Annotated in this window: 25 protein-coding genes; 12 read left to right on the top strand and 13 right to left on the bottom strand. The window is 71.1% G+C overall.

Going from position 1 to position 24,697, the window contains the following annotated elements; translation table 11 throughout:
• Nucleotides 1-89 precede the first annotated feature (89 nt).
• Nucleotides 90-398, bottom strand: a complete 309-nt coding sequence (locus tag ABTY04_RS23505) for a DUF8827 family protein (protein ID WP_042818271.1) — start codon at nucleotides 396-398, stop codon at nucleotides 90-92.
• A gap of 407 nt (nucleotides 399-805) precedes the next feature.
• Between ABTY04_RS23505 and ABTY04_RS23500 the strand changes: the two genes are divergently transcribed.
• Together ABTY04_RS23500 and ABTY04_RS23495 are read left to right on the top strand one after the other, a co-directional pair.
• The gene (locus ABTY04_RS23500) at nucleotides 806-1,546 is read left to right on the top strand and encodes a hypothetical protein (RefSeq protein WP_352215327.1); all 741 of its coding nucleotides are present in this window, start codon (nucleotides 806-808) and stop codon (nucleotides 1,544-1,546) included.
• A gap of 35 nt (nucleotides 1,547-1,581) precedes the next feature.
• Nucleotides 1,582-1,992 carry a YunG family protein gene (locus tag ABTY04_RS23495; RefSeq protein ID WP_352215326.1) on the top strand — a complete coding sequence of 137 codons (411 nt, stop codon included), beginning with the start codon at nucleotides 1,582-1,584 and terminating at the stop codon, nucleotides 1,990-1,992.
• A 55-nt stretch (nucleotides 1,993-2,047) separates the two neighbouring features.
• On the opposite strand, the gene ABTY04_RS23490 is transcribed toward ABTY04_RS23495, so the two are convergent.
• Together ABTY04_RS23490 and ABTY04_RS23485 are read right to left on the bottom strand one after the other, a co-directional pair.
• Nucleotides 2,048-2,893: a pentapeptide repeat-containing protein gene (locus tag ABTY04_RS23490; RefSeq protein WP_352215325.1), complete on the bottom strand. Its 846-nt coding sequence runs from the start codon at nucleotides 2,891-2,893 to the stop codon at nucleotides 2,048-2,050.
• Nucleotides 2,894-2,903: 10 nt separating this feature from the next.
• Nucleotides 2,904-3,401 (bottom strand): GNAT family N-acetyltransferase, encoded by a 498-nt coding sequence (locus tag ABTY04_RS23485; RefSeq protein WP_352215324.1) that lies wholly within the window; start codon nucleotides 3,399-3,401, stop codon nucleotides 2,904-2,906.
• Between the two features lie 63 nt (nucleotides 3,402-3,464).
• Here ABTY04_RS23485 and ABTY04_RS23480 point away from each other — a divergent pair, with 63 nt between their 5' ends.
• The 5 genes from ABTY04_RS23480 (at nucleotide 3,465) to ABTY04_RS23460 (ending at nucleotide 8,775) form a co-directional block, all read left to right on the top strand.
• Nucleotides 3,465-4,073, top strand: a complete 609-nt coding sequence (locus ABTY04_RS23480) for a LysE family translocator (protein ID WP_352215323.1) — start codon at nucleotides 3,465-3,467, stop codon at nucleotides 4,071-4,073.
• Nucleotides 4,074-4,142: 69 nt separating this feature from the next.
• Nucleotides 4,143-4,937 carry a thioesterase family protein gene (locus ABTY04_RS23475; RefSeq protein WP_352215322.1) on the top strand — a complete coding sequence of 265 codons (795 nt, stop codon included), beginning with the start codon at nucleotides 4,143-4,145 and terminating at the stop codon, nucleotides 4,935-4,937.
• 84 nt (nucleotides 4,938-5,021) lie between these two features.
• A complete protein-coding gene (locus ABTY04_RS23470; protein ID WP_352215321.1) occupies nucleotides 5,022-6,782 on the top strand; it encodes a serine/threonine-protein kinase in 1,761 nt (586 codons plus the stop codon).
• 74 nt (nucleotides 6,783-6,856) lie between these two features.
• Nucleotides 6,857-7,858, top strand: a complete 1,002-nt coding sequence (locus tag ABTY04_RS23465; RefSeq protein WP_352215339.1) for a C40 family peptidase — start codon at nucleotides 6,857-6,859, stop codon at nucleotides 7,856-7,858.
• A 200-nt stretch (nucleotides 7,859-8,058) separates the two neighbouring features.
• Entirely contained in the window at nucleotides 8,059-8,775 is a 717-nt protein-coding gene (locus tag ABTY04_RS23460) for a phosphatase PAP2 family protein (RefSeq protein ID WP_352215320.1), read from the top strand.
• 122 nt (nucleotides 8,776-8,897) lie between these two features.
• Here ABTY04_RS23460 and ABTY04_RS23455 read toward each other — a convergent pair whose 3' ends face one another.
• Nucleotides 8,898-9,131: a hypothetical protein gene (locus ABTY04_RS23455; RefSeq protein ID WP_352215319.1), complete on the bottom strand. Its 234-nt coding sequence runs from the start codon at nucleotides 9,129-9,131 to the stop codon at nucleotides 8,898-8,900.
• Between the two features lie 126 nt (nucleotides 9,132-9,257).
• On the bottom strand, nucleotides 9,258-9,422 hold the full coding sequence (locus ABTY04_RS23450; protein WP_352215318.1) for a hypothetical protein: 165 nt from the start codon (nucleotides 9,420-9,422) through the stop codon (nucleotides 9,258-9,260).
• A gap of 187 nt (nucleotides 9,423-9,609) precedes the next feature.
• Here ABTY04_RS23450 and ABTY04_RS23445 point away from each other — a divergent pair, with 187 nt between their 5' ends.
• Entirely contained in the window at nucleotides 9,610-10,443 is an 834-nt protein-coding gene (locus ABTY04_RS23445) for an SCO4651 family lipoprotein (RefSeq protein ID WP_352215317.1), read from the top strand.
• A gap of 160 nt (nucleotides 10,444-10,603) precedes the next feature.
• Nucleotides 10,604-10,756, top strand: a complete 153-nt coding sequence (locus ABTY04_RS23440; RefSeq protein ID WP_352215340.1) for a hypothetical protein — start codon at nucleotides 10,604-10,606, stop codon at nucleotides 10,754-10,756.
• Between the two features lie 84 nt (nucleotides 10,757-10,840).
• On the opposite strand, the gene ABTY04_RS23435 is transcribed toward ABTY04_RS23440, so the two are convergent.
• Complete coding sequence (locus ABTY04_RS23435; RefSeq protein WP_352215316.1) at nucleotides 10,841-11,179, bottom strand: metal-sensitive transcriptional regulator; 339 nt, start codon at nucleotides 11,177-11,179, stop codon at nucleotides 10,841-10,843.
• 203 nt (nucleotides 11,180-11,382) lie between these two features.
• Between ABTY04_RS23435 and ABTY04_RS23430 the strand changes: the two genes are divergently transcribed.
• Nucleotides 11,383-12,003, top strand: a complete 621-nt coding sequence (locus ABTY04_RS23430) for a DUF47 domain-containing protein (RefSeq protein ID WP_352215315.1) — start codon at nucleotides 11,383-11,385, stop codon at nucleotides 12,001-12,003.
• A gap of 5 nt (nucleotides 12,004-12,008) precedes the next feature.
• The gene (locus tag ABTY04_RS23425; RefSeq protein ID WP_352215314.1) at nucleotides 12,009-13,010 is read left to right on the top strand and encodes an inorganic phosphate transporter; all 1,002 of its coding nucleotides are present in this window, start codon (nucleotides 12,009-12,011) and stop codon (nucleotides 13,008-13,010) included.
• 151 nt (nucleotides 13,011-13,161) lie between these two features.
• Here the strand turns inward: ABTY04_RS23425 and pstB are convergent, their stop codons facing one another.
• From pstB to mshD, 7 genes are all read right to left on the bottom strand, one after another.
• Nucleotides 13,162-13,938, bottom strand: coding sequence for a phosphate ABC transporter ATP-binding protein PstB (gene pstB / locus ABTY04_RS23420; protein ID WP_352215313.1), 777 nt, complete (start codon nucleotides 13,936-13,938; stop codon nucleotides 13,162-13,164).
• Between the two features lie 30 nt (nucleotides 13,939-13,968).
• Nucleotides 13,969-15,051 (bottom strand): phosphate ABC transporter permease PstA, encoded by a 1,083-nt coding sequence (pstA, locus tag ABTY04_RS23415; RefSeq protein WP_352215312.1) that lies wholly within the window; start codon nucleotides 15,049-15,051, stop codon nucleotides 13,969-13,971.
• Complete coding sequence (pstC, locus tag ABTY04_RS23410; protein ID WP_352215311.1) at nucleotides 15,051-16,040, bottom strand: phosphate ABC transporter permease subunit PstC; 990 nt, start codon at nucleotides 16,038-16,040, stop codon at nucleotides 15,051-15,053. The genes pstA and pstC overlap by 1 nt, the downstream gene beginning before the upstream one ends.
• 127 nt (nucleotides 16,041-16,167) lie before the next feature.
• Nucleotides 16,168-17,307 (bottom strand): phosphate ABC transporter substrate-binding protein PstS, encoded by a 1,140-nt coding sequence (gene pstS, locus ABTY04_RS23405; protein ID WP_352215310.1) that lies wholly within the window; start codon nucleotides 17,305-17,307, stop codon nucleotides 16,168-16,170.
• A gap of 330 nt (nucleotides 17,308-17,637) precedes the next feature.
• Nucleotides 17,638-18,621, bottom strand: a complete 984-nt coding sequence (locus ABTY04_RS23400; protein WP_352215309.1) for a CHAD domain-containing protein — start codon at nucleotides 18,619-18,621, stop codon at nucleotides 17,638-17,640.
• Nucleotides 18,602-20,863 (bottom strand): RNA degradosome polyphosphate kinase, encoded by a 2,262-nt coding sequence (locus ABTY04_RS23395; protein WP_352215308.1) that lies wholly within the window; start codon nucleotides 20,861-20,863, stop codon nucleotides 18,602-18,604. Before ABTY04_RS23395 ends, ABTY04_RS23400 begins: the two co-directional genes overlap by 20 nt.
• 854 nt (nucleotides 20,864-21,717) lie before the next feature.
• A complete protein-coding gene (gene mshD / locus ABTY04_RS23390) occupies nucleotides 21,718-22,650 on the bottom strand; it encodes a mycothiol synthase (RefSeq protein WP_352215307.1) in 933 nt (310 codons plus the stop codon).
• 174 nt (nucleotides 22,651-22,824) lie between these two features.
• Between mshD and ABTY04_RS23385 the strand changes: the two genes are divergently transcribed.
• Nucleotides 22,825-24,639 (top strand): bifunctional metallophosphatase/5'-nucleotidase, encoded by a 1,815-nt coding sequence (locus ABTY04_RS23385; protein WP_352215306.1) that lies wholly within the window; start codon nucleotides 22,825-22,827, stop codon nucleotides 24,637-24,639.
• The last annotated feature ends 58 nt before the right edge of the window (nucleotides 24,640-24,697 follow it).

Here is a 24,697-nt window from a genome sequence, read left to right as displayed (position 1 = left end):
CCTCCGCGTCGTCCGACGGTAGCGCTGGTTCCCGCTTGGATGCGGTGTGGTGAATCCTCGTCAGGTCCGGCAGCCGGTGGGCGGCCCGGCTAGACGGCCATTCCGTAGACGATGGTGAACAGGGTGCCGAGGGAGCCGATGATGAACACGCCGGTGAGGCCGGCCACGATCAGGCCCTTGCCCTGTTCCGCGCTGAACGTGTCGCGCAGGGCGGTCGCGCCGATGCGCTGCTTGGCCGCGCCCCAGATGGCGATGCCGAGGCAGAGGAGGATCGCCACGGCCATGATCACTTCGATCATGACCTTCGCTTCGTTGCCGAGACTGCCGAACGGCCCCCAATTCGGGGCGATTCCGCCGATGATGGTGGTGATGTCGCCCTTTTCGGCTGCCAGGATCATGTAACTCACCGCCCCTGTATGGGTAGTTCCGGTAGCCCGTGCCCGACGGCAGGGGTCACGCACTATCTTCGCTGATGAAACCGCCGCCGTATGTCGACTTGGCGGCTCTCTTTACCCGATCTCCCGGCCTTTGGGCCGCTCGCGTGCTCTGACCTGGGCGCGGGCGGCGGGTATGCGGAAGAACGTATGGTCACTCTGTGTATCACGGGGGGTGACCCCACGGGCAATGATTGCCCTCTCGGCGTGCGGTGGGGCCGCCCGGGTGGCCGCCGTTCGGCGCAGTGTGCGGGCGTGTCGTTGGGCCGACCCGCTGACGTTCGTCCGACATTCCGTCAGTCGTTCGATCATCACGGCGGGTTGCGGGAGATGCTCCAGCCGTTCGGTCGTACGACGCAAGGAGTGGACGGATGGGTTCCGCAGTGAAGGCGGGTCGGCGCGCATGGCTGGCCGGTGGTTTCGCAGTTCCGCTGGCGATCGCGCTGATGGGCGTTTCGGTCCCGGCGGCGGCCGCAGCCCAAGGGACGACCGCGGCGGTGGCGCCGGGCTGGGGCGGCAGCAGGTGCCCGGAACCCGATGCGAGGACGCTGCCGGCGCCGGCGCCGCTGGCGAAGGGCGCGAAGGGTGCCAAGGGTGCCAAGCCCGGCAGGGCGGGCAGGGCGGGCAAGGCCGGAAAGGCAGCGCCTTCGAGCCCTTGCGGCGGACCGAAGGGCGACCGGGGCCCCCAGGGACCCCATGGGCCCAAGGGGGACAAGGGGGACAAGGGGCCGAAGGGTGACAAGGGTGACAAGGGGCCGAAGGGTGACCGTGGGGCGGCGGGTCCGCGCGGGTCGCACGGCCCGTGCCAGGGCATCGACACGACCCGGGGGGAGAGCGACCTGGAGTTCAGCGCCGTCCTGCACCGGGGGAAGACGTTCCTGGGCGTACGGAATACGGCGCCGGTCGGCGCGTACGTCTGGAAGGACCTCACCACCGAGCTGAACCCCGGACATCCGCGGAACGCGTGCGGGGTGTCGGTCACCACCGTGGGCTCCACGGTGTACGTGAAGGTACTGACGACCGTGGGCGACGTGTACGAGAACAGCTGCGCGTACACGGGGGAGGGCCTGCTCACCTGCCTGCTGGGGTGGACGGCCATCATCAGGCCCTGAGGGGCGCTGTCAGTGGGGTGCGTCAGAGTGGAGACATGACGAACGGAACTCCCTGGACCCTGACGGACATCGAAGCGGCGATCAGGGCGGGGTGGTCGGCCGAGACCTGCTCGCCCGACGACGTCGAGCGGGCGCCCTGGACCGCCGACAACCCGGCCTGGGGACACTGCGACATCACGTCGCTGGTGGTGCAGGACTTGATGGGGGGCGAGCTGATGGTCGGGGAGGTCTGGCTCGACGGGGAGCAGCACGGGTTCCACACGTGGAACGTGCTCCCCGGGGGGATACAGGTGGACCTGACGCGGGAGCAGTTCCGCAAGGGCCAGGTGGTGACGGAGGGGCGGCTGATGGGGCCGCGGCCGGTGGGGCGGCTGCCGCGGCGGTGGGAGGAGTACCAGCTGCTGCGCGCGCGGGTCGAGGCCGTGCTGGGGGCGATCGGAGGCTGAGCCCGGGGCATCGCAGGGCCGCAGCCCCGGGTGGGCCGGGCCCGGAGCGGCCGGGTTATGCGGACCAGTGCGCGGGGCGGGCCAGGGTCGGGGGGATCTTGGTCTTGGCGTCGCCCCGGGCTGCGTTGAGCTGGGCCTGGGTCAGGAAAATGGCGTCGCGGAGGTCCGCCCCGCGCAGGTCGGTGTCGCGGAGGTCCGCGCCGATCAGGTCCGCCAGGCGGAGGTCGGCGCCGCTGAGGTCCGCGGCGATCAGGTAGGCGCCGCGGAAACCAGCGCCGCGCAGGTCCGCGCCGGCGAGGCGGGCACCCATCAGGTCGGCGCCGCGGTGGTTCTTCTTGCGGGCCGGGGCCTTGGCGCGGGCCAGCTCGCTGGCGCGCAGGAGGAGCGTGTTGATGCGCCCGCGCAGGGCGCCGACGTCCAGGGTGGTGAGGGCGTCCGCGTCGGCCGCCGTCCACTCCGTGGTCTCGGCCAGCGCGCGGCGCAGGTCGGCGTGGACCGGGGCGGCCGCCGGGAGGGCGAGTGCCTCGGAGACGTAGAAGAGCAGCTCGTGCAGCTGCCGCATCACCGGGAAGACCTCGTACATTGCGCCGGCCGTGCCGGGGTGCCCGCGCCAGTCCTGTCCGCCGAAGGTCACCTGGGAGACCTGCTGGCCCGCGCCGAAGCAGTCGAAGACGGTGCAGCCCTGGAAGCCCTTGTCGCGCAGCCGGGTGTGGATGCCGCAGCGGAAGTCCTGCTGGAGGTTCTTGCAGGGGGTTCCGGCGGCCTTGTTCACCGCGAAGTCGCTGGACTTGGCGAAGGGCAGGGCGACGCAGCAGAGCGCGAAGCAGTTCGAGCAGTCTGCCTGCAGGACGGGGAGGGCGGGGAGGTCTGGGGTGCCGGGAGTGGCGGGCGTGGCGGACACCTGTCCATTGTCACCGGTCGGGGGCGGTCAGCCGCATCTGGAGGGCCGACCAGAGGACGCCGTCGACCTCTTCCACGTCCTCCAGTACCCGCTCGGTGCGGAAGCCGAGCTTCTCGTAGAGGCGTACGGCGGCGGTGTTGTGGGCGTAGACGCCGAGGCCGAGCGAGGGCAGGCCGAGCCGGCCGAAGGCCTGGTCGACGGCGAGTGTGAGGAGGGTCTCGCCGAGTCCCAGGCCGCGCGCCTCGGGGGCGATCAGTACGCGGCCCAGGCGGGTGCCGCCGATGGAGACGTGCCCGAGGGGGTGTCCGTCGGGGGAGACGGCGGTCCAGGTGTGGCGGCCGGGCTCGGCGGCGTAGGCGGCGAGCTGGGCGTCGTCCAGCGGCCAGGTGAAGGCGGGGCCGGCCCAGGTGACGAGCTCGGCCCGGGTCGTGATCCAGCGGTGCAGGGCCGGGGGGTCGTCCGCGGGGCGGAACGGGCGCAGGGAGAGCGGGGAGGAGGTCGGGTCCATGGCCCAAGTATCCGTGCACGGAACCCGGTTGATCGGGGGCGCGGGTGCGGTGAGCATCCGTACATGACAGAAGTGATCGCAGTTGCCGTCATCACCCTCCTCGCCGTGATCAGTCCCGGCGCGGATTTCGCCATGGTCGTCCGGAACAGCTACCTGTACGGGCGGCCCACGGGGCTGTTCGCGGCTGCCGGGGTCGCGGCCGGCGTGCTGGTGCACGTCTCGTACACGATGCTCGGGGTCGGTCTCCTCATCGCCTCCTCCACGGCCCTGTTCACGGCGATCAAACTGGCGGGCGCCGCGTACCTGGTGTGGATCGGGATCCGGACCTTCCGCGCGCGGGCCGAGGTGACCGTGGACCTGGAGTCCAGGCCGCAGCTGACCCGGCTGGGCGCGATGCGGTCCGGGTTCCTGACGAACGTGCTCAATCCGAAGACCACGCTGTTCGTCGTGTCGACGTTCACGCAGGTCGTCGATCCGCAGACCCCGGTGTGGCAGCAGGCCGGGTACGGGCTGTTCATGTCGGCGGCGCACCTGGGCTGGTTCGGCGCGGTCGCGCTGTTCTTCTCGAACTCCCGGCTGCGCGACCGGATGCTGAAGGCGCAGAAGGTGCTCAACCGGGCGATCGGCTCGGTGCTGGTGGGGCTGGGCGTCGGGCTGGGCTTCGCCCGCTGAGGTCCGTGGCCGGTCCATGGTCGCGTGAAGGTCTGGCGGTACGGGTTACCTGTCGGTAGCGTGCCGGGCATGGCGATCTCCGAGGCGTTCTTCGAGCGGGTCGATGCCGGGCGCTTCCTGGCCACCGAGTACACGCGCGGGCCGTGGGACCCGGGCTCGCAGCACGCCGGGCCGCCGGCCGCGCTGCTCGGCCGCGCCGTGGAGGAGCGGGCGGGCTCTCGCGCAGACATGCGGATCGCGCGGATCACGTACGAGATCCTGCGGCCGGTGCCGATCGGCCCGCTGGAGGTCACCACCTCCGTGCTCCGGGCCGGCCGCAGCACCGAGGTGGTCGAGGCCGCCCTCGCCCCGGCCGGGGCGGCGCCGGTGATGCTCGCGCGGGCGCTGCGGATCCGGGTGGCCGAGGAGGCCGTGCCCGGCGTGACCCCGGCGCCGCAGCTGCCGCCACCCGGGGAGGTGGAGCCGACGCCGTTCTTCCCGGTGCCGTGGGAGACCGGCTACCACTCGGCGATGGAGACCCGGTTCACCGAGGGCGCGTTCGTCGAGCTGGGGCCGGGGACCTGCTGGATGCGGATGAAGGTGCCGCTCATCGCGGGGGAGGAGACCCGCCCGCTGGACCGGGTCCTGATCGCCGCGGATTCGGGCAACGGGATCAGCTCGGTGATGGACTTCGGCCGGTACGTCTTCATCAACAGCGACCTGACCGTGCACCTGCACCGCCACCCGGTGGGCGAGTGGGCCTGTGTGGAGGCCCGTACGAGTGTGGACGCGGCCGGGATCGGCCTGGCGGACGCCCGGTTGCACGACGAGAAGGGGCCGATCGGCCGCAGCGCGCAGAGCCTGTTCGTCGCGCCGCGCGGGTAGCCGGTCCGCCGGGCCCGTCCCGGGGGAGCCTCACTGGTCAACCCCCCTTGGGGGGACGGGATTCGGTGTGGCAGGCTCGGCCGGATGGAACCGCTCGGAGCAGCCGACCCCGCGCACATCGGCGCGCACGCCCTTCTGGCCCGCCTGGGAGCGGGTGGCATGGGCCAGGTGTACCTCGGGCGGTCGCCCGGCGGTCGCCTGGTGGCCGTGAAGGTGATCCGGGACGAGATCACCGGGCATCCCGAGGCCCTGGCCCGGTTCCGGCGTGAGGCCGAGACCGTGCGCGCGGTGCGGTCGGCGTACACGGCGAACCTGATCGACGCCTCGCTGGCGGCGCCGCCGTTCTGGCTGGCGACGGAGTACGTGGCGGGCCCGACGCTCGGTCACGCCGTTGCGGAGCGCGGCGGCTTGCCCGCGGACACCTGCCGGCGGCTGTTCGCGGCGCTGGCGGAGGGCCTGGCGAGCGTCCACGCGTACGGGGTGACGCACCGGGACCTGAAGCCGCAGAACGTCATCCTGGGCGCGCAGGGGCCGCAGCTCATCGACTTCGGCATCGCCAAGGGCACGACCCAGACGGCGCTGACACAGGACGGGGCCGCCCCCGGTACGCCCGGCTACGCCGCTCCCGAGGTGCTGCTGCGCAACGAGGTGGCGGACGCCGCCGACGTCTTCGCCCTGGGGGCCACGATCGCCTACGCGGCGACCGGGCGGGCGCCTTACGGCACGGGCGATCCCACGGCGGTCAGCTTCCGGGTGGTCCACGGCGAGGTGGACACCGACGGGGTCGAGCCGGGCCTGGCCGAGCTGATCAAGGCCTGTGTGGCCCGGGACCCGGCCGCCAGGCCCGCTCCCGCCGAGATCATCCGGCGGTGTGCGGTGGACTCGGCGCTGATCGATGATCCGGTGTACGCGACCTTGACGGCGACCGGCGGGGAGGCCGCCCGACTGCCGGACCTGCCCACCCTCGGTCCCGGGACGCCCCGGCCGCAGTCCTATGTGCTGACGTACGCCGTCCCCGCGGCCCCGACGGAGCAGTCGGCGCCGGGCAACGCCCGGCCGCGCCGGGCCCGCTGGGTTCCGGCGGTCGTGGCGGGGCTGGTGGCGGGCAGCCTCTCGCTGGGCGGGTATCTGCTGCTCCAGGGCGGAGACGGTGGGCGCAAGGACGTGGGGGCGGGCGGCCGGACGGCTGCTCCGGGCCAAGGAGCCCAGACCCAGAGTGCAGCGGCCCCGTCCGGGCCCGCATTGTCCGCGCAGGGCACCCAGGGTCCGTCGGCGGCGGCGTCGAGCCCGGGCACCGGTGGCGCGGACGGCGTGCCCGGTCACATCGAGCCGACGAACCCGTCCAGGGACCTGTGGACGGGCGATGCTGCCGGCAAGGGGAGCTGCAACCTGCCCGCGGAGGAGCGCTCTCAGTACCTGGTGGCCTCCGCGGTCGACGCGGATGCGCCGGACGCGCAGGCGGTCACCGGCAAGGTGAAGATCCACGTGATGCTGAAGCCGTACCACCAGGAGAAGGGGCCGTACTACGTTTCGGTCGGCGTCAAACCCCCGCACGACATCGACCAGACCACAGGACGGCCGTACGCGGACGTCAAGGACTACAACAAGACCATCGGGTACACCAGCAAGCCCGTCGACCTCGACGCGGTGAAGGACCAGGGCGGCGTGTACCTCACCTACCCCGACGACTTCGCCAGCCAGATGGTGGACAACAACGGCGCCGCCCGCACCTTCAAGGCCATCCCGCTCGCCAACGACCCGGGTGCCTGGACCGTGGTCTTCTACCACGTCAGGGGGGTCAAGGAGTACGCCAACATCTTCTGCACCGGCTTTCCGGCGAATTAGGGCCGGGCCGGAGCGCCGAAAGGGCTGTCAGCAGCCTTGCCATGAGGCAGTGTTGACGAGTGCGCAAGTTCTGGATGGCAAGCGGGATCGGGGTCGGGGCATGCCTGACCTTCATTGCGCTGCTCGTCGTCGGGACGTATTCGGCCGCGGCGGGCATCGCGAGCGGCGGCAAGCAGGCTGTCGGGCTGGCCAAGGGGGCCGTGCCGGCCGCCTACCAGCCGCTGGTTCAGAAGTGGGGAAACCTTTGCCCTGCCCTGAACCCGGCCCTGCTGGCCGCCCAGTTGTACACGGAGAGCGGCTGGAAGCCGGATGTGGTGAGCAACGCCGACGCGCGCGGCATCGCCCAGTTCATCCCCGAAACCTGGGCCAGGTACGGGGTCGACGGTGACGGTGACGGGGACCGGGACATCTGGGATCCGCAGGACGCGATCCCTTCGGCGGCCTCGTACGACTGCGTACTCGCCCAGGACGTCAAAGGCGTGCCGGGTGACCCGTCGGACAATATGCTCGCTGCGTACAACGCCGGGCCGTACCGCGTCATCAAAGCCGGCGGAGTGCCTCCGATCAGCGAGACGCAGGGCTACGTGAAGAGCATCCGCAGCCTGGAGAAGAGCTTCGCGCGGCCCGTCGGACGGGTCGCGCCCTCGCAGCAGGCCGCCGGGGCCATCTACTTCGCGCAGAAGCAGTTGGGGACCCCGTATCTGTGGGGCGGCAACGGTACGCCGGACCAGGACGGGCGGTTCGACTGCTCCGGGTTGACCAAGGCGGCGTACGAGTCGGTGGGGATCGAGCTGCCGCGCGTCGCCAACGACCAGTACAACGCCGGGCCGCATCCCCCGCGCGGTGAACTGCTCCCCGGTGACCTGGTCTTCTTCTCCGACGATCTGACGAACTCTCGGGCGATCCACCACGTCGGCCTCTACGTGGGCGGCGGATACATGATCGATGCCCCGTACACCGGAGCCGTGGTCCGCTTCGACAAGATCGACACTCCGGACTACTTCGGTGCGACCCGCGTCACCAAGGACGGGGCCGCGGCCCTGCCCGACCGCACCGCCGACGCCAAGTCGCCCTGACCACACTCTGTTAACCCCGGGCCCTGAGCTGCGACGACGAGTCTCTCTTCGATAACGTTGCCGTGATCATTCGGTGGAGAGTGGAACGCGCACTTCAGAACGGGCGTTCCATGGACACAGACTTGATCACGGGGGGGTTCAGGGGCGCACACAGGCGTGCGCCCACGGGAACCGAGCAAGGGCTAAGGGGCCGTATCGCCATGGCTGGACTCACAAGTGGTGGGCCGAACGTGGACGTAAGCCTGCTGTACGACATCAACGGACTGGCCCGGCACGCCCCGGCCGGAGTCGACCGGGCCGTCGGCCTCGTCAGCGCGTACGGGATCCCGCTGGCCCTGGTGCTCCTCTTCCTGTGGTGCTGGCACGGCGCGCGCCGGCAGGACGAGTCCACGGCCGTCGAGTCGTTCGCCGCGCTCGTGTGGGCGCCGCTCGCCGCCGCGTTCGCCCTCCTCGTCAACGTCCCGCTGCGCGCATTCGTCGGACGGCCGCGGCCGTTCCTCGAACACAGCGGCCTGGACGTGCTCGAACCGAACTCCGCTCCCGGCGACTTCTCCTTCGTCAGCGGCCACGCCACCCTCACGATGGCGCTGGGCGTCGGCCTGTTCATCGCGAACCGCAAGCTCGGGCTCGTCGGCATCGGCCTGGCCCTCGCCGAGGGCGTCAGCCGCGTGTACCTCGGGGTCCACTACCCGACCGACGTCATCGGCGGGTTCGCGCTCGGCACCGCCGTCGTCCTGGTGTTCGCGCCGCTCGCGATGGCGCTGCTGACCCCGGTGGTGCGGGCGGTGGCCCGCTCCCCGCGCGCCGGCCGGCTGGTCCGTGCCGGGCAGCGCGCCCTGCCCCGCCCGCTGGACCTCGCGCAGCCCCAGACCCCGCCGCCCGGCTGCCGCACGCACGAGAGCGACCTCGCGGCCTAGGCCCGTCTTCCCGGTTCAGGCCCGCCCGTACGCGTCCCATACGGCGATCAGGACCGCCGCCAGCAGGCACAGGCCCGCCGCGCCGAAGAACAGGCGGACCGCCGTCCGGCGGGGGCGCGGGGTCACCGGTCGCCGCTCTCCGCGCCACGGCCCTCCGCGCCGTCCTCGCGGCGGTAGCGGGAACGCAGCCACAGACCCGTGGCCACGGCGGCCGTGGTGGTCGCCCCGATGGCCAGGGCCACGTCGGCCGGGCCGTCCGCCGAGCCCGTCGGGCGGGCCGAGGCCGCGGCGCCGGGCGTGAGCGCGATGAGCAGGGCCCAGAGGAGGGCGGCGACGCGGGGCGCGGGTCCTGGCATGCATCCAGGGCATCCGCTCCCGGGGGCGTCGGCCAGCCGGGCCGTCCGAACGGGCGAAGCGGGCCCTCCGAAGGGCCCCTGGCCCCTGGCCCCTTACCCCTGGCCTGCTCCCCTTGCCCCTGCCCCCTAGTCCGAGGTGTGCCGGTCCGCGTCCTTGCGGGCCAGGTCGCGGGAGCGGCGGGCCGGCCCCCGCCAGCCGCACGTACAGACGGCCAGGCAGAACGAGCCGCGCTCGGCGGTGCCCGTGGTGTGCCCGGTGGGTGGCCGCTCCGCGGGACGCGGGAGCGGCACGGCTTCAAGCGGAGGGACAAGCGACGCCTTGGTGTGCGAATCCACATCACCAAGGTACCTGGGTCCGGGCGGCTCCGGGACGGGGCCGAGCGGGCGGCGGCCCGTGACGGGAAACCCCGGACCTCGTTAAGCGGAGCGGGTGGGGGCCTCGGGCAAACAGCGGTCATGCGTTGGGGGTTGGCAGGCGATGGTGGTGCACCAGCACAGGCGGCGGCGCGGGCGTGCGGGTGAGGCGGTGCTCGCCCTCGGCGTGGCCCTGGCCGTGGGCACGATGGGCGGGTGCGCCGGCGCGGAGAAGGACGACGGCCGGCCCCCCGCCGACCCGGCCGCGACGGTCCGGAGGGTCGCGGACCTGCTGGCGAAGACCGGCAGCGCGCAGGTCCGTACGGCGATGGAGATGGCCACCGGCGGGACCCGGGTCACGATCCGCGGCGAGGGCGGCGTCGACTTCAAGAACCGGATGGGGCAGCTCCTGGTGATGCTCCCGGCGGACGCGGCCGGCAAGGACGAGCACCGGCCCATCACCGAGCTGCTCGTACCCGGGGCCCTGTACATGAAGAACCGGGGCGCGGGCGTGCCCGCCGACAAGTGGGTCCGGGTCGACACGACGACCCTCGCGGACGGGAACCTGGTCACGGGCGGGGCGACCGACCCGCTGGCCGCGGCCGAGCTGCTGCGCGGCGTGCAGGAGGCGACGTACGTGGGCGAGACCGAGGTGGCCGGCACCAAGGTGCGGCACTACCGCGGGACCACCGACATCGGCCAGGCCGCGAAGAGCGCCTCACCGGCGGTCAGGGGTGCGCTGGAAGCGGCGGCGAAAGGGTTCGGCAAGGACACGGTCCCGTTCGACGTCTACCTCGACGAGGAGGGCCGGCTGCGGAAGGTCCGGCACCGTTTCACCTATGTCAACAATGGCGTGATCGATGTCTCCTCCACCACGCTGCTCTACGGGTTCGGGACGGCGGTGACCGTCGTATTGCCCGCAAGCGAGGACATTTACGCCGGGAAGATCGCCGAATAGCCGGGCGGACGGTCCGGGGGCCGCGCGATCGGGCCATGGCCCGGTATCCGGAAATGGTCCATCCGTGTCATGCGCACAGCGCCTTGCCCTCCCTACGCTGAGAAACCGAGCGCCGATGACAGATGACCGACGACCGTGACGGCAGATTGAGGTGACACGCGTGACTCCCGCAGGCGGTACGACGGTGCAGGACCACGTGGCGCTCGCCGAGATCGAGCTGTGCGGCGAGCTGATCATCGCGGCGTCGGCGGCGAACGAGGAGCGGCTCAGCCAGGACCGGATCGACGAGGTCCTGATGGGGCTCGGGCTGTAGTGGTACCGGGGCCGGACCGCGGGGCGGCCGGACCTCGGGGGCGCGTGCGCAGGGCCCGGGTGCGCGGGGCCCGGGTGCGCGGGCTCAGGTGCGCAGCAGGCGTGCGATCGCCTTCGTCGCTTCCTCCACCTTGGCGTCGATCTCGGCACCGCCCTTGACGGCCGCGTCCGCGACGCAGTGCCGCAGGTGCTCTTCGAGCAGCTGGAGCGCGAAGGACTGGAGGGCCTTCGTGCTCGCCGAGACCTGGGTGAGTATGTCGATGCAGTAGACGTCCTCGTCGACGAGTCGCTGGAGGCCCCGGATCTGGCCCTCGATCCGGCGCAGCCGCTTGAGGTGCTCGTCCTTCTGGTGGTGGTAGCCGTGCACCGCGCCGGTACCGGTGGCGACGTCGGCTCCGGAGCCTTCCGCCTCGATGGCAGTCATGCGTCCTCCCGTGTCCGGAACGAGGGGTATATACCCCTCATGGGTATAGGATACCGGGCCCTGGCCGGAGGGGCAGGGGTCCGTGGTCCCCACTGTGCCTGATGGAGGACACTGGGGAACCGCCCGGAACCGCCGGTTAGCCGTGACCGGGGGATGCGCCTAGCATCAGCCTGTCCGAATCCAATGCACCCCGAGGACCTCACGTGCGATTTCGTCTGACCCCCAGGGAGACGAGCTTCTACGACATGTTCGCCGCATCCGCGGACAACATCGTCACGGGCTCCAAGCTCCTGATGGAACTGCTCGGAGCGGATTCCTCCGCCCGGGCCGAGATCGCGGAACGGATGCGGGCAGCCGAGCACGCGGGGGACGACGCCACCCACGCGATCTTCCACCAGCTGAACTCCTCCTTCATCACGCCGTTCGACCGTGAGGACATCTACAACCTGGCCTCGTCCCTCGACGACATCATGGACTTCATGGAGGAGGCCGTCGACCTGGTCGTGCTGTACCAGGTGGAGGAGCTCCCCAAGGGTGTCGAGCAGCAGATCGAGGTGCTGGCGCGGGCGGCCGAGCTGACCGCCGAGGCCATGCCGCACCTGCGGACGATGGACAACCTGACCGAGTACTGGATCGAGGTCAACCGTCTTGAGAACCAGGCCGACCAGATCCACCGCAAGCTGCTCGCCCACCTGTTCAACGGCAAGTACGACGCCATCGAGGTGCTGAAGCTCAAGCAGATCGTCGACGTGCTCGAAGAGGCGGCCGACGCGTTCGAGCACGTCGCGAACACGGTGGAGACCATCGCGGTCAAGGAGTCCTGAACCTCGTGGACACCTTCGCTCTGATCGTGACCATCGGTGTCGCGCTCGGTTTCACGTACACCAACGGTTTCCACGACTCTGCGAACGCGATCGCGACCTCGGTCTCGACCCGCGCGCTGACCCCGCGCGCCGCCCTCGCGATGGCCGCGGTGATGAACCTCGCCGGTGCCTTCCTGGGCAGCGGGGTCGCCAAGACGGTCAGTGAGGGCCTGATCGAGACGCCCCAGGGCAACCGGGGCATGTGGATCCTCTTCGCGGCCCTGGTCGGCGCGATCGTGTGGAACCTGATCACCTGGTACTTCGGCCTTCCCTCGTCCTCCTCGCACGCGCTGTTCGGCGGCATGGTGGGCGCGGCGCTGGCCGGCGGCACCGAGGTCATCTGGTCGGGAGTGGTCGACAAGGTCGTCATCCCGATGTTCGTCTCGCCGGTCGTCGGCCTGCTCGTCGGCTACCTGGTGATGGTCGTCATCCTGTGGATGTTCCGCCGGGCCAACCCGCACAAGGCCAAGCGCGGCTTCCGCATCGCGCAGACGGTGTCCGCGGCCGGCATGGCCCTCGGCCACGGTCTCCAGGACGCGCAGAAGACGATGGGCGTCGTGATGATGGCCCTGACCATCGCCGGGCTGCAGGCTCAAGGCTCCGAGATCCCGGTCTGGGTCAAGATCGTGTGCGCCGTGATGCTGTCGCTCGGTACGTACGCGGGCGGCTGGCGCATCATGCGCACCCTTGGCCGCAAGATCATCGAGCTGGACCCGCCGCAGGGCTTCGCGGCGGAGACCACCGGTGCCTCGATCATGTTCGGCTCGGCGTTCCTGTTCCACGCGCCGATCTCCACCACCCACGTGATCACCTCGGCGATCATGGGCGTGGGCGCGACCAAGCGCGTCAACGCGGTCCGCTGGGGCGTCGCCAAGAACATCGTGCTGGGCTGGTTCATCACCATGCCGGCCGCGGCCCTGGTCGGCGCGCTCTGCTTCTGGATCGTCGACCTGGCCTTCGTCGGCTAGCGCAGCCGTACGCACGCAGGGAAACGAAAGCGGGCCGGCTCCCCCCACCCAGGGGGAGCCGGCCCTTTCGCCTTGCGGTGGCACCGCCATGCAGCACCGCAGGACGCTTGACCACGCGGCGGAGCCGCATGATGTCCTGTCGGGCTTCGGCCTAGCCGAAGCGGCCCGAGATGTAGTCCTCGGTCGCCTGGACGGACGGGTTGGAGAAGATCCGGTCCGTGTCGTCGATCTCGACGAGCTTGCCGGGCTGGCCGACCGCCGCGAGGTTGAAGAAGGCGGTGCGGTCGGAGACGCGGGCGGCCTGCTGCATGTTGTGCGTCACGATGACGATCGTGAAGCGCTCCTTGAGCTCGCCGATCAGGTCCTCGATCGCGAGGGTGGAGATCGGGTCCAGGGCCGAGCAGGGCTCGTCCATCAGCAGGACCTCCGGCTCGACCGCGATGGCGCGGGCGATGCACAGACGCTGCTGCTGGCCGCCGGAGAGGCCGGAGCCCGGCTTGTTCAGGCGGTCCTTGACCTCGTTCCACAGGTTGGCGCCCTTGAGGGAGCGCTCCACGATGTCCGTCAGTTCGGACTTCTTGAACTTGCCGTTCAGGCGCAGGCCCGCGGCCACGTTGTCGAAGATCGACATGGTGGGGAAGGGGTTCGGGCGCTGGAACACCATGCCGACCGTGCGGCGGACCGCGACCGGGTCCACGCCGACGCCGTACAGGTTCTCGTCGTCCAGCAGCACCTTGCCCTCGACGCGGCCGCCGGGGGTGACCTCGTGCATGCGGTTCAGGGTGCGCAGGAAGGTGGACTTGCCGCAGCCGGACGGGCCGATGAAGGCGGTCACGGAGCGCGGCTCCACGGTCATCGAGATGTCATCGATGGCCTTGTGGGTGCCGTAGAAGGCGGACAGTCCGCTGACGTCGATTCGCTTCGCCATGAGGGGTCACTTCGCTTTCATGTGGTCGCGTCAGCGACCGGTCTTCGGGGCCTTCCAGCGGGCGATGCCGCGGGCCACCAGATTGAGGATCATGACGAAGGCGATCAGGACGAGCGCTGCGGCCCATGCCCGGTCGTAGGAGGCGTCACTGCCGACCTTGTACTGCTCCCAGATGTACAGCGGGAGCGAGGACTGAGCACCTTCGAAGGGGTTGCCGTTGATCAGCTGGGTGCCGAAGACCAGGAGCATGATCGGGGCGGTCTCGCCGGCGATGCGGGCGACGGCCAGCATGAGGCCCGTGGCGATGCCGCCGATGGCGGTGGGGAGCACGACCTTGAGGATCACGCGCCACTTCGGGACGCCGAGGGCGAGGGCGGCCTCGCGCAGCTCGTTCGGGACGAGCTTGAGCATCTCCTCGGTGGAGCGGACCACGACGGGCATCATCAGGATCGACAGGGCCATCGCGCCGGCGAAGCCGGAGGGGCCGAAGCCGAGCGCCAGGTTCCAGGTCGTCAGGATGAACAGGCCCGCGACGATGGAGGGGATGCCGGTCATGACGTCGACGAAGAAGGTCACGGCCTTGGCGAGCGAACCCCGGCCGTACTCGACCAGGTAGACGGCGGTCAGCAGGCCGATCGGCGCGGCGATCAGGGCGGCCAGGGCGACCTGCTCGATGGTGCCGAGCAGCGCGTGGTAGACGCCGCCGCCCTCCTCGAAGCTGGTGACGCCGTTCATCGAGTGGCTCAGGAAGTCCGCGTTGAGGGCCTTCATTCCGCGGCTGACCGTGGTCCAGATCAGCGAGAGCAGCGGGACGACCGCGAGGACGAACGAGACCCACACGAGGGAGGTCGCGACCCGGTCCTTGGCCTGGCGGCGGTTCTCGACCACCGCGCTGGCCGCGTACGTGATCGCGATGAACAGGATCGAGGCGATCAGGCCCCACTGGATCTTGCTTTCGAGGCCGGCGACGAGGCCGATGCCGCAGCCGAGGACGATCGAGAGGACCGCGATGGCGGCCGGGGCCCAGCGGGGCAGGCCGCCCCGGGTGAGGCCGGCGGGGGCGGCGGACTTGTGGGCCCGGGTGGGGCGCTGGTCCTGGATTGCGTGGCTCATCAGGCGTTCGCCCCCGAGAAGTCCTTGCGTCGGGCGATGATCAGCCGGGCGGCGCCGTTGACCAGCAGGGTGAGCAGGAAGAGGACGAGGCCGGAGGCGATCAGGGCGTCGCGGCCGAACTCGTTGGCCTCGTCGAACTTCGCGGCGATGTTCTGCGCGAACGTGCCGCCGCCCGGGTCCAGGATGTGGCCGGAGATCAGGAAGCTCGGGGAGAGGACCGTCGCGACGGCCATGGTCTCGCCGAGGGCGCGGCCGAGGCCGAGCATCGAGGCGGAGATGACGCCGGAGCGGCCGAAGGGCAGCACCGACATGCGGATGACCTCCCAGCGGGTCGCGCCGAGGGCCAGGGCGGCCTCCTCGTTCATGCGCGGGACCTGGAGGAAGACCTCGCGGCTGACGCTGGTCACGATCGGCAGGATCATGATCGCGAGCAGGATGCCGACGGTGAAGAGCGAGCGGGCGACGCCGACCTGGGTCTTGTCGAAGACGTAGGTCCAGCCGAAGTACTCGTCGAGCCAGAGGTTGAGGCCCCCGAGCTGCGGTACGAGGAAGAGCGCGCCCCAGATGCCGTAGATGATCGACGGCACGGCGGCCAGCAGGTCGACCACGTACGCGATGGGCGCGGCCAGCTTTCGCGGCGCGTAGTGCGAGATGAACAGGGCGATGCCGACGGCGATCGGAACCGCGATGGCCATCGCGATGATCGAGCTGACGACGGTGCCGAAGAGCAGGACGGCGATGCCGAAGACGGGCGGGTTGGCCGACGCGTTCCAGTCGAAGGTGGTGAGGAAGTTGCCCTCGTTCTTCGACAGTGCGATCGAGGCACGGTAGGTGAGGAAGCCGGCGATCGACGCCATGATCACCAGGAGCAGGATGCCGGAGCCCTTGGAGAGCCCTGCGAAGATCTTGTCACCGGCACGGCCGGTGGACCTTCCGCTCTTGGAGACAGGCGGAGCCTGGTCTATCTGGGTGGGTGTGGTGGAAGCCATGATCTTTCCGGTCTGGGTGGGGGGTTGTCCCCCTGGCGGCGGTGCACCGGATCCCCTGGGTGGAGGGGAGGGCCCCCGAAAGCCGGGCAGTTCGGACGGGAACTGCCCGGCACTCGGGGTTCAGTTGTCAGGACAGCGAGTTGATGACTTCGCGGACCTTGGAGTTGATCTCGGCCGGGATCGGCGCGTAGCCGTTCTCGGAGAGGACCTTCTGGCCCGCGTCCGAGGCGGTGTAGGTCAGGAAGGACTTGACGGTCGGGAGCGTCTCGGCCTTGTTGCCCTTGTCGCAGACGACCTCGTAGGTCACCAGGACGATCGGGTAGGCACCCTCGGCCTTGGTGGTGTAGTCGAGCTTCAGCGCCAGGTCGGAGCCGGTGCCGGCGATCTTGGCGGCGGCGATGGCCTTGGAGGCGGACTCGGAGGACGCCTTGACCGGGGCGGCCGCACCGGTGTTGATGTCGACCGTCTTGATGCTCTGCGAGCTGGCGTAGGAGAGCTCGAAGTAGCCGATCGCGCCGTCAACGGCCTTGACCTGCGAGGCGACACCGGCGGAGCCGGAGGCGGCCTGGCCACCGGGGGCCGGCCACTTCTTGGCGGCCTCGTACGTCCAGGCCTCGGGAGCGGCGGCCTTGAGGTACTTGCCCAGGTTCTCGGTGGTGCCCGAGTCCTCGGAGCGGTGGAACGCCTGGATCGCGGTGGAGGGAAGCGTGACGCCGGGGTTCAGCTTCTTGATCGCCTCGTCGTCCCACTTCTTGATCTTGTCGTTGAAGATGTTGGCGATCGTGGTGGCGTCCAGGTTCAGCTTGTCCACGCCGGCGACGTTGAAGCCGAGCGCGATCGGGCCGCCGACCATCGGCAGGTCGATGCCCTGGCCGCCGGTGCAGACCTTCTTCGACTCCTCGACGGCCTCGGGCTTCAGCGCGGAGTCCGAGCCCGCGAAGCCGACGGTGCCCTGGTTGAAGGCGACGATGCCCTCACCGGAGGAGGAGGACTTGTAGTTCACCTCGACGCCGGAGCAGGCGGCCATGTAGTTCTTCACCCACAGGTCGACCGCGTTCTTCTGGGCGGAGGACCCGGAGGCCAGGAGCTTGCCCTTGGCCCCGTCGCACTTGATGTCGCCCGCGGCGGCGGCCGACGGCTTGCCGCTGGCGGAACCGCCGTCCTTCGTGTTGTCGTCCGAGCCGCACGCCGTGAGGACCAGGGCGCCGGACACGACGAGGGCCCCGAGGGCGGAGGCACGAAGCCGGTTCTTGCGCTGAAGCTTCACTTTCGGGTGTTCCTTCCAGAAGCCGCCGGCCGCTTTCTGTTTCGGGGCGGCGTGCGAAGAGGACTACGTCAGGTGCACGGTGTGCCGTCCGATCCGTTCGGCGACGCGCTCCGTGCACCACTGAAATTAGGCAGATCAGGTGAAGCGGCCGACCGGGCCAAGTGAACGGATGGTGAACCATGGCGGACGGCCCGGTGTGGATGGCTGGGTTTGCTCCGGAGTGTCATCCGCCGTTGTCCTGTCGTTACCGTTATGTGACCCTCGCCGGCCGATGTCCGGGCCGGTGCCCGGAGAGGGCGCCGACCCGGCGGGTTGGCCGGATCCTTTCGGTCAGGGGGCGGTGGCCGCCGCCGGCTGCCACAGGTCCTGGAACGTGAACCGGGCCGCCTCCACCTCGTGACGCTGATCGGCGTGCAGCACCCCCAGCGCGTACGCCGTCGCCGGGGCGATCCGCGGGGTGCGGGCGGCCGTGGCCGAGGCGGCCGCGGCCTCGGCGGCGTCGCGGTGGCGGTCCAGGGCCTCGCCGGCCGCCGCCAGCCGGGCCACGTCCTCGCCCAGGGCCTCCCGGGCGTAGCGGTGGACCCGCAGCAGCCTGCGCACCTCGTGCCAGGAGCCGTCGTGGCCGGGGTCGTACGGATGGGCCTCGGCGGCATGCGGCAGCGCCGAGACGGCCGCGGTCAGCCGGGTGTGGGCCACCTCCGCCAGCGGGACCAGGACATCGTCCACCCGCCCCCCGGCGGCGATCGGGTCCAGCGGCACCTCGGAGGCCAGGACGGCCACCGCGTCCGCGACCGCGTGGAACCGGGACGAGCCCAGCGCCTGGAGGGTCGCCGAGTGGGCGCGGGTACGGGCCAGGGTCAGCTGCCGCTCCAGCAGGGCGCCGGCCCGCGCCGAGCCCACCGTCAGCGCGCCTGCGGCGGCCCGGGGCGCGGGCACCTCCGGCGAGCCCGACAGCCGGTGCAGGGCGTCCATCAGCCGGGTCAGCCGGGCGGCGTACGCGTGCTCGTCCGCCAGGGTCGAGGACAGCCACACCAGCTCGGTGCGCAGACCGTCGGCCCAGGAGGACTCGGTCACCACCCGGAAGGTGGCCAGGGACCCGCTGATCCGGCGCGCAGCCCCCCGCAGGCTGCGCGCCGCACCGCTGCCCTCCGCGGCGTCGGCCCCTCCCCCAGACTCCGTCCGGGGGGACCCCCACTCCTCGTGGAGGCGGAGCCCGCGCAGGAAGGCGGTGGCCTGGGCCCGCAGGTACGTGCCGAGCACGTCACCCGCGGAGCCCTTTCCACTCGCTGTCAGGTCATGGTTTGGCAGAGCCACGCCGGCGCCTCCGGGCGTCTATGAGCATCTCCTGAACGTGCCGCAGCGGCTGGCCTTCGTGGTCCGTGCTGTGCCGGGTCCACTCGCCGTCCGGGCCCAGGTGCCAGGAGGAGGTGGAGTCGGACATCCCGGTCTCCAGCATCCGGTCCAGTGCCGCGCGGTGGGCCGGGTCGGCGACCCTGACCAGTGCCTCGATGCGGCGGTCGAGGTTGCGGTGCATCATGTCGGCGCTGCCGATCCACACCTCGGGCTCGCCGCCGTTGCCGAAGGCGAAGACCCGGGAGTGTTCCAGGAAGCGGCCGAGGATCGAGCGGACCCGGATGTTGTCCGAGAGTCCGGGGACCCCGGGACGCACGGCGCAGATGCCGCGGACCCAGATGTCGACGGGCACTCCCGCCTGGGAGGCCCGGTAGAGCGAGTCGATGAGGGCCTCGTCGACGACCGAGTTCATCTTGAGGCGCACGTACGCGGGGCGGCCGGCCCGGTGGTGGGCGGCCTCCTTGTCGATGCGCGAGATCAGGCCGTCGCGCAGCGAGCGCGGGGCCACGATCAGCCGGCGGTAGGTCTCGCGGCGCGAGTAGCCGGACAGCCGGTTGAAGAGGTCGGAGAGGTCCGCGCCGACCTGCGGGTCGGCGGTGAGCAGGCCGAGGTCCTCGTACAGGCGGGCGGTCTTGGGGTGGTAGTTGCCGGTGCCGACGTGGGAGTAGCGGCGCAGCGTGTCGCCTTCCTGGCGGACGACGAGCGACAGCTTGCAGTGGGTCTTGAGGCCCACCAGGCCGTAGACGACGTGGCAGCCGGACTCCTCCAGCTTGCGGGCCCACTTGATGTTGGCCTGCTCGTCGAAGCGGGCCTTGATCTCGACGAGTACGAGGACCTGCTTGCCGGATTCGGCGGCGTCGATCAGGGCGTCCACGATCGGGGAGTCGCCGGAGGTCCGGTACAGCGTCTGCTTGATCGCGAGGACGTCCGGGTCGGCGGCGGCCTGCTCCAGGAAGGCCTGCACGGAGGTGGAGAAGGAGTCGTAGGGGTGGTGCAGCAGCACGTCCCGCTCGCGCAGCGCGGCGAAGATGTCGGGCGCGGACGCGGACTCGACCTCGGCGAGGTCGCGGTGGGTGCCGGCGACGAACTTGGGGTACTTCAGCTCGGGCCGGTCCAGGGAGGCGATGCCGAAGAGGCCGGTCAGGTCCAGCGGACCGGGCAGCGGGTAGACCTCGGCGGCGGAGACGTTCAGTTCCTGCACGAGGAGGTCCAGGACACCGGGGTCGATGGACTCCTCGACCTCCAGGCGCACCGGCGGGCCGAAGCGGCGCCGCATGAGCTCCTTCTCCAGGGCCTGGAGCAGGTTCTCGGCGTCGTCCTCCTCGACTTCCAGGTCCTCGTTGCGGGTCACCCGGAACATGTGGTGGGCGAGCACCTCCATGCCGGGGAACAGTTCCTCCAGGTGCGCGGCGATGACGTCCTCAAGCGGGACGTAGCGCTGCGGGGAGGCCTCCAGGAAGCGGGAGAGCAGCGGCGGGACCTTGACGCGGGCGAAGTGGCGGTGGCCGCTGACGGGGTTGCGGACGACGACGGCCAGGTTCAGGGAGAGGCCGGAGATGTACGGGAACGGGTGCGCGGGGTCCACGGCCAGCGGGGTGAGCACCGGGAAGATCTGGTTCCGGAACAGCGTGAAGAGGCGGGCCTGCTCCTTCTCGGTGAGGTCGGGCCAGCGGATGAGGTGGATGCCCTCTTCGGAGAGCTGCGGGGCGATGTCCTGCTGGAAGCAGGCGGCGTGCCGGGCCATGAGCTCGCGCGAGCGCGTCCAGATCAGGTCGAGCACCTCGCGGGGCTGGAGGCCCGAGGCCGAACGCGTGGCGACGCCGGTCGCGATGCGGCGCTTGAGGCCGGCGACGCGGACCATGAAGAACTCGTCGAGGTTGCTCGCGAAGATCGCCAGGAAGTTGGCGCGCTCCAGGAGCGGGGTCGCCGGGTCCTCGGCCAGCTCCAGGACCCGCTCGTTGAAGGCCAGCCAGCTGCGCTCGCGGTCGAGGAACCGCCCAGGGGGGAGCTCGCCGCCGTCCTTGTCGTCGTACGCGTCCAGGTCGGCGTCGAGATCGGGTGCGAGGCCGGAATGCGGACGGTGTGCGGCTATGGAGCCGATCCGCGCGGGTTTCGTCACCGGGCCGGGGGAGGCGGCGGCGGACGTGTGAGACGTGTGCTGGGCGGGGACCTCGGTGGGGCCTGCGCTGGGCTGGTGGCTCATGACTCCATTGTTCCGCGCAAGCGGCAGGACAGGCGCGTCGGAAGGGTTCGCCGTCAGTCGGAGTCGGGGCTGCATGCGGGGAGAGTCGCAAGCGCGTCTTAAGGTCCGGTGAATGGCGTATGGCTTCCAGGCTCCGGGTGGTGCACGAGTACGTCTTTTCCGCGCCCGGAATGCCCCCGCGCGCGGGGGGTCCGGCGGACCACCCGCCGGTGCCGGTGCCGGTGCCCGTGCGGTGCAGGTGCGGTGCCGGTGCCCGTGCCGCTGCCCGTGGCGGTGCCCGTGGCGGTGAGCCCGGCACGTTACCCGGTGCCCGCGGGCGGGACCTGCCCGCGGACGGCGTGCGGGGTCGGGCGGAGCGGGCCTGCCCGGCGCCCGCCCGGCCGCGTGCCGGGACCCGCGCGTTTTTCCCGGCTGCCGGTGCCTGGGCTGGTGCCCGCGGTGCCGGGCGTGCCCGGGAGCCCGGCCCGCCACCCGGTGCCCGCGGGCGGGACCTGCCCGCGTACGGCCTGCGGGGCAGGGCTGGCGCCTGCACGGACCCGCGTGCTTTTCCCGGCTGCCGGTGTCCGGGTTGGTGTCCGCGGTGCCGGGCGTGCCCGGGAGCCCGGCCCGCGACCCGGCGTCCGCGGGCGGGACCTGCCCGCGTACGGCCTGCGGGGCAGGGCTGGCGCCTGCACGGACCCGCGTGTTTCCCCGGCTGCCGGTGTCCGCGCTGGTGCCCGAGGCGCCGGGCGGGCCGGGTCGGCCCGGCCTCGTGCTGCCGGGCCTTGCGGCGCCCGGCGTTGCGCGGGCCGGCCTTGCGCCGGCGGTGTCCGTGCTGATTCCCCGGTTACCGGTGAGCGTGTCCGGTCACCGCATCAGCTCTCCGTGCGGTACATGAGGTCGACCTCGTGGGTGCTGAATCCGAGGCCCTCGTAGACGGCGAGCGCGGCCGGATTGTCGGCGTCCACGTACAGCATCGCGGTGGGCAGGCCCGCCCCGGCGAGGTGGTGCAGGCCGACCGCGGTGAGGGCCTTGCCGAGGCCGCCGCCCTGGGCGCCGGGGCGGACGCCGAGCACGTAGACCTCCCCGAGCCGCTCTTCGGCGTGGATCTTCGTCCAGTGGAAGCCGATGAGCTCCCCGCCCCGCTCGGCGAGGAAGAAGCCCTTGGGGTCGAACCAGGGCTGTGCGATGCGGTCGTTCAGGTCCCGCTGGGTCAGCGAGCCCTGTTCGGGGTGGTGGGCGAAGGCGGCCGCGTTCACCGCGAGCCAGGCCGCGTCGTCCTGGCCGGGCACGAAGGTGCGTACGGTCACCCCGGCCGGGAGCACCGCCTCGGGCAGCGGGGGCGCCTCCGGGCCGAGCGGGCGGCGCAGCTGGCGCAGCTCGCGGAACAGGGTCAGGCCGAGGACCTGCGCGAGGTGGCGGGCGGCGGACTTGCCGCCGTGCGCCCACACCCGGATCCGCTTGCCGGAGGCGGCCAGCAGGGCCGAGCCCAGTGCCCGCCCGTGCCCGCGCCCGCGCAGCGCGGGGTGGACGACGAGCTCGGCGGCGGGGGCCTCCACCGGGTCGGTGTCCTCCAGTTGCCCGTATCCGGCGAGCCGGCCCTTCTCCGTGAGCAGGAAGTGCCGGATCCCGTCGCGGCGCCCGCCGCGCAGCTGGAGGCGGCCCTGTTCGGACACGGCGGTGGTGCCGTCCGTGCGCGCCGCGTCCTCGATGAGGGCGAGAACGGCGTCGGCCTGTTCCTCCGTCAGTTCGTCGAGGGTCTGGATCTGGCGTCCTGGCTCAAGGGCCGCTGCTGCGTCGTCGGTCATGTATCGAGCCTACGGCCGCGGACCGCGCCCGCGGTGGTGTGCGGGCGCGGTCCGGCGGGGATCCGCCTTCTGCACGTAACCAGCTCGATACCCGTACCCCCTGTCGTGCTACGCGCGTTGACCATAGGCTGCGCCAGACCTCCCGAGTTTTACCGCTGTCCAAAAGGGGATTAAATGTCAGCAACGCCACAACGGCACCGCCAAGCCCGCCGGTTGACCTTCGCCGCCCTCGCCGTCACGGCCGGGGCCGGAGCGATGGTCGCGGCCGCACTGCCGGCCGGTGCCGCGAGTGGTGGCGGTGCGGGCAAGAGCCGCACCGTCGACGTGCAGATGCTGTCGTTCAACGACTTCCACGGCACGCTGGAGCCGCCGCAGGGATCCTCCGGCACCGTGACCGAGCGTCAGGCGGACGGCACCACCAAGGCGATACCGGCCGGTGGTGTCGAGTACCTGGCGACCGGCCTGCGCGAGGCCCGCAAGGGTCACGAGTACTCCGTCACGGCCGCGGCCGGCGACATGATCGGCGGCAGCCCGATGCTGTCCGGTCTCTTCCACGACGAGCCCACCGTCGAGGCGCTGAACAAGCTGAAGCTGGACGTCACCAGCGTCGGCAACCACGAGTTCGACGAGGGCAAGACCGAGCTGCGCCGCATGGCGTACGGCGGCTGCCACCCGGTCGAGGGATGCTTCGAGTACGGCAAGGAGTACACGGGCTCCGAGTTCAAGTACCTCGCCGCGAACGTCACCGACGAGAAGACCCAGCGTCCGCTGATGTCGCCCACCTTCATCTGGAAGAAGGGGGACGTGAAGATCGGCTTCATCGGCGTCACCCTGGAGGGCACTCCGGAGGTCGTGACCGCCGACGGGGTCAAGGGCCTCAAGTTCGGCGACGAGGTCGAGACGATCAACAAGTACGCCAAGGAGCTGGACAAGCAGGGCGTGAAGTCGATCGTGGCGCTGATCCACGAGGGCGGCCTGCCTGCGAACGGCGCGTACAACTACGACTGCAACACCCCGGGCGCCGGCGCCGGCATCTCGGGCGCGATCGTGGACATCGCCAAGAACGTGGACCCGAAGGTCGACGCGCTGGTGACCGGCCACACGCACCAGGCGTACGCGTGCAACATCCCCGACCCGGCGGGCAACCCGCGCATGGTGACCTCGGCCGCCTCCTACGGCCGCCTGTTCACGGACACCACGCTGACGTACGACCGCCAGACCAAGGACATCGTCCGCACGGCTGCCGTCGCGCCGAAGCCGGTCAACAAGGTCGTCAGCCGGGACGTGCCGAAGGCCCCGGACATGACCGAGCTGATCGGCCGCTGGAAGGCGCTGGCCGCCCCGGTCGCCAACCGTCCGATGGGCTACATCTCGGCGGACATCTCGGGCCGCGGCTCCGAGGCCCCGGAGAAGCCGCTCGGCGACCTGATCGCCGACGCGCAGCTGGAGGCCACGGCCCCGGCGGACAAGGGCGGCGCGCAGCTGGCCATCATGAACCCGGGCGGCATCCGTGCCGACCTGGCCTACAAGGCCGCGGGTGACGAGGGCGACGGCGTCGTGACGTACGGCGAGTCCTACACGGTCCAGCCGTTCAACAACCTGATGAACATCGTGGACCTGACGGGTGCGCAGCTGATCACCGCGCTCCAGCAGCAGGTGAGCGGCCCGGTCAACGGCCCGAACCCGAAGATCCTCCAGGTCTCGAAGGGCTTCACGTACACCCTGGACATGACGAAGACGGGCGCGGACCGCATCGTCGTGGACTCGGTGAAGCTGAACGGTGCGGCGATCGACCCCGCCAAGACCTACCGGGTCGCGATGAACGAGTTCCTCGCGGGTGGCGGTGACGGCTTCACCGTGCTGAAGGACTACAAGAACAAGCTGGTCGGCGTGCCCGACCTGGAGGCCTTCAACGCCTACCTGGGCAAGTCGACGGCTGCGGCCCCGATCGCCCCGCCGGCGGCGGACCGCATCACGGTCGTCCAGTAGCACCCAGCACCTGCGTAGAGCACGCCCGAAGGGGCGGTGGGCCTTGCGGCCCGCCGCC

The sequence above is a fragment of the Streptomyces sp. NPDC097981 genome, from assembly GCF_040302565.1.
In the GTDB taxonomy this organism is placed as follows: domain Bacteria; phylum Actinomycetota; class Actinomycetes; order Streptomycetales; family Streptomycetaceae; genus Streptomyces.
This window is presented reverse-complemented; position numbering and strand designations above follow the sequence as displayed.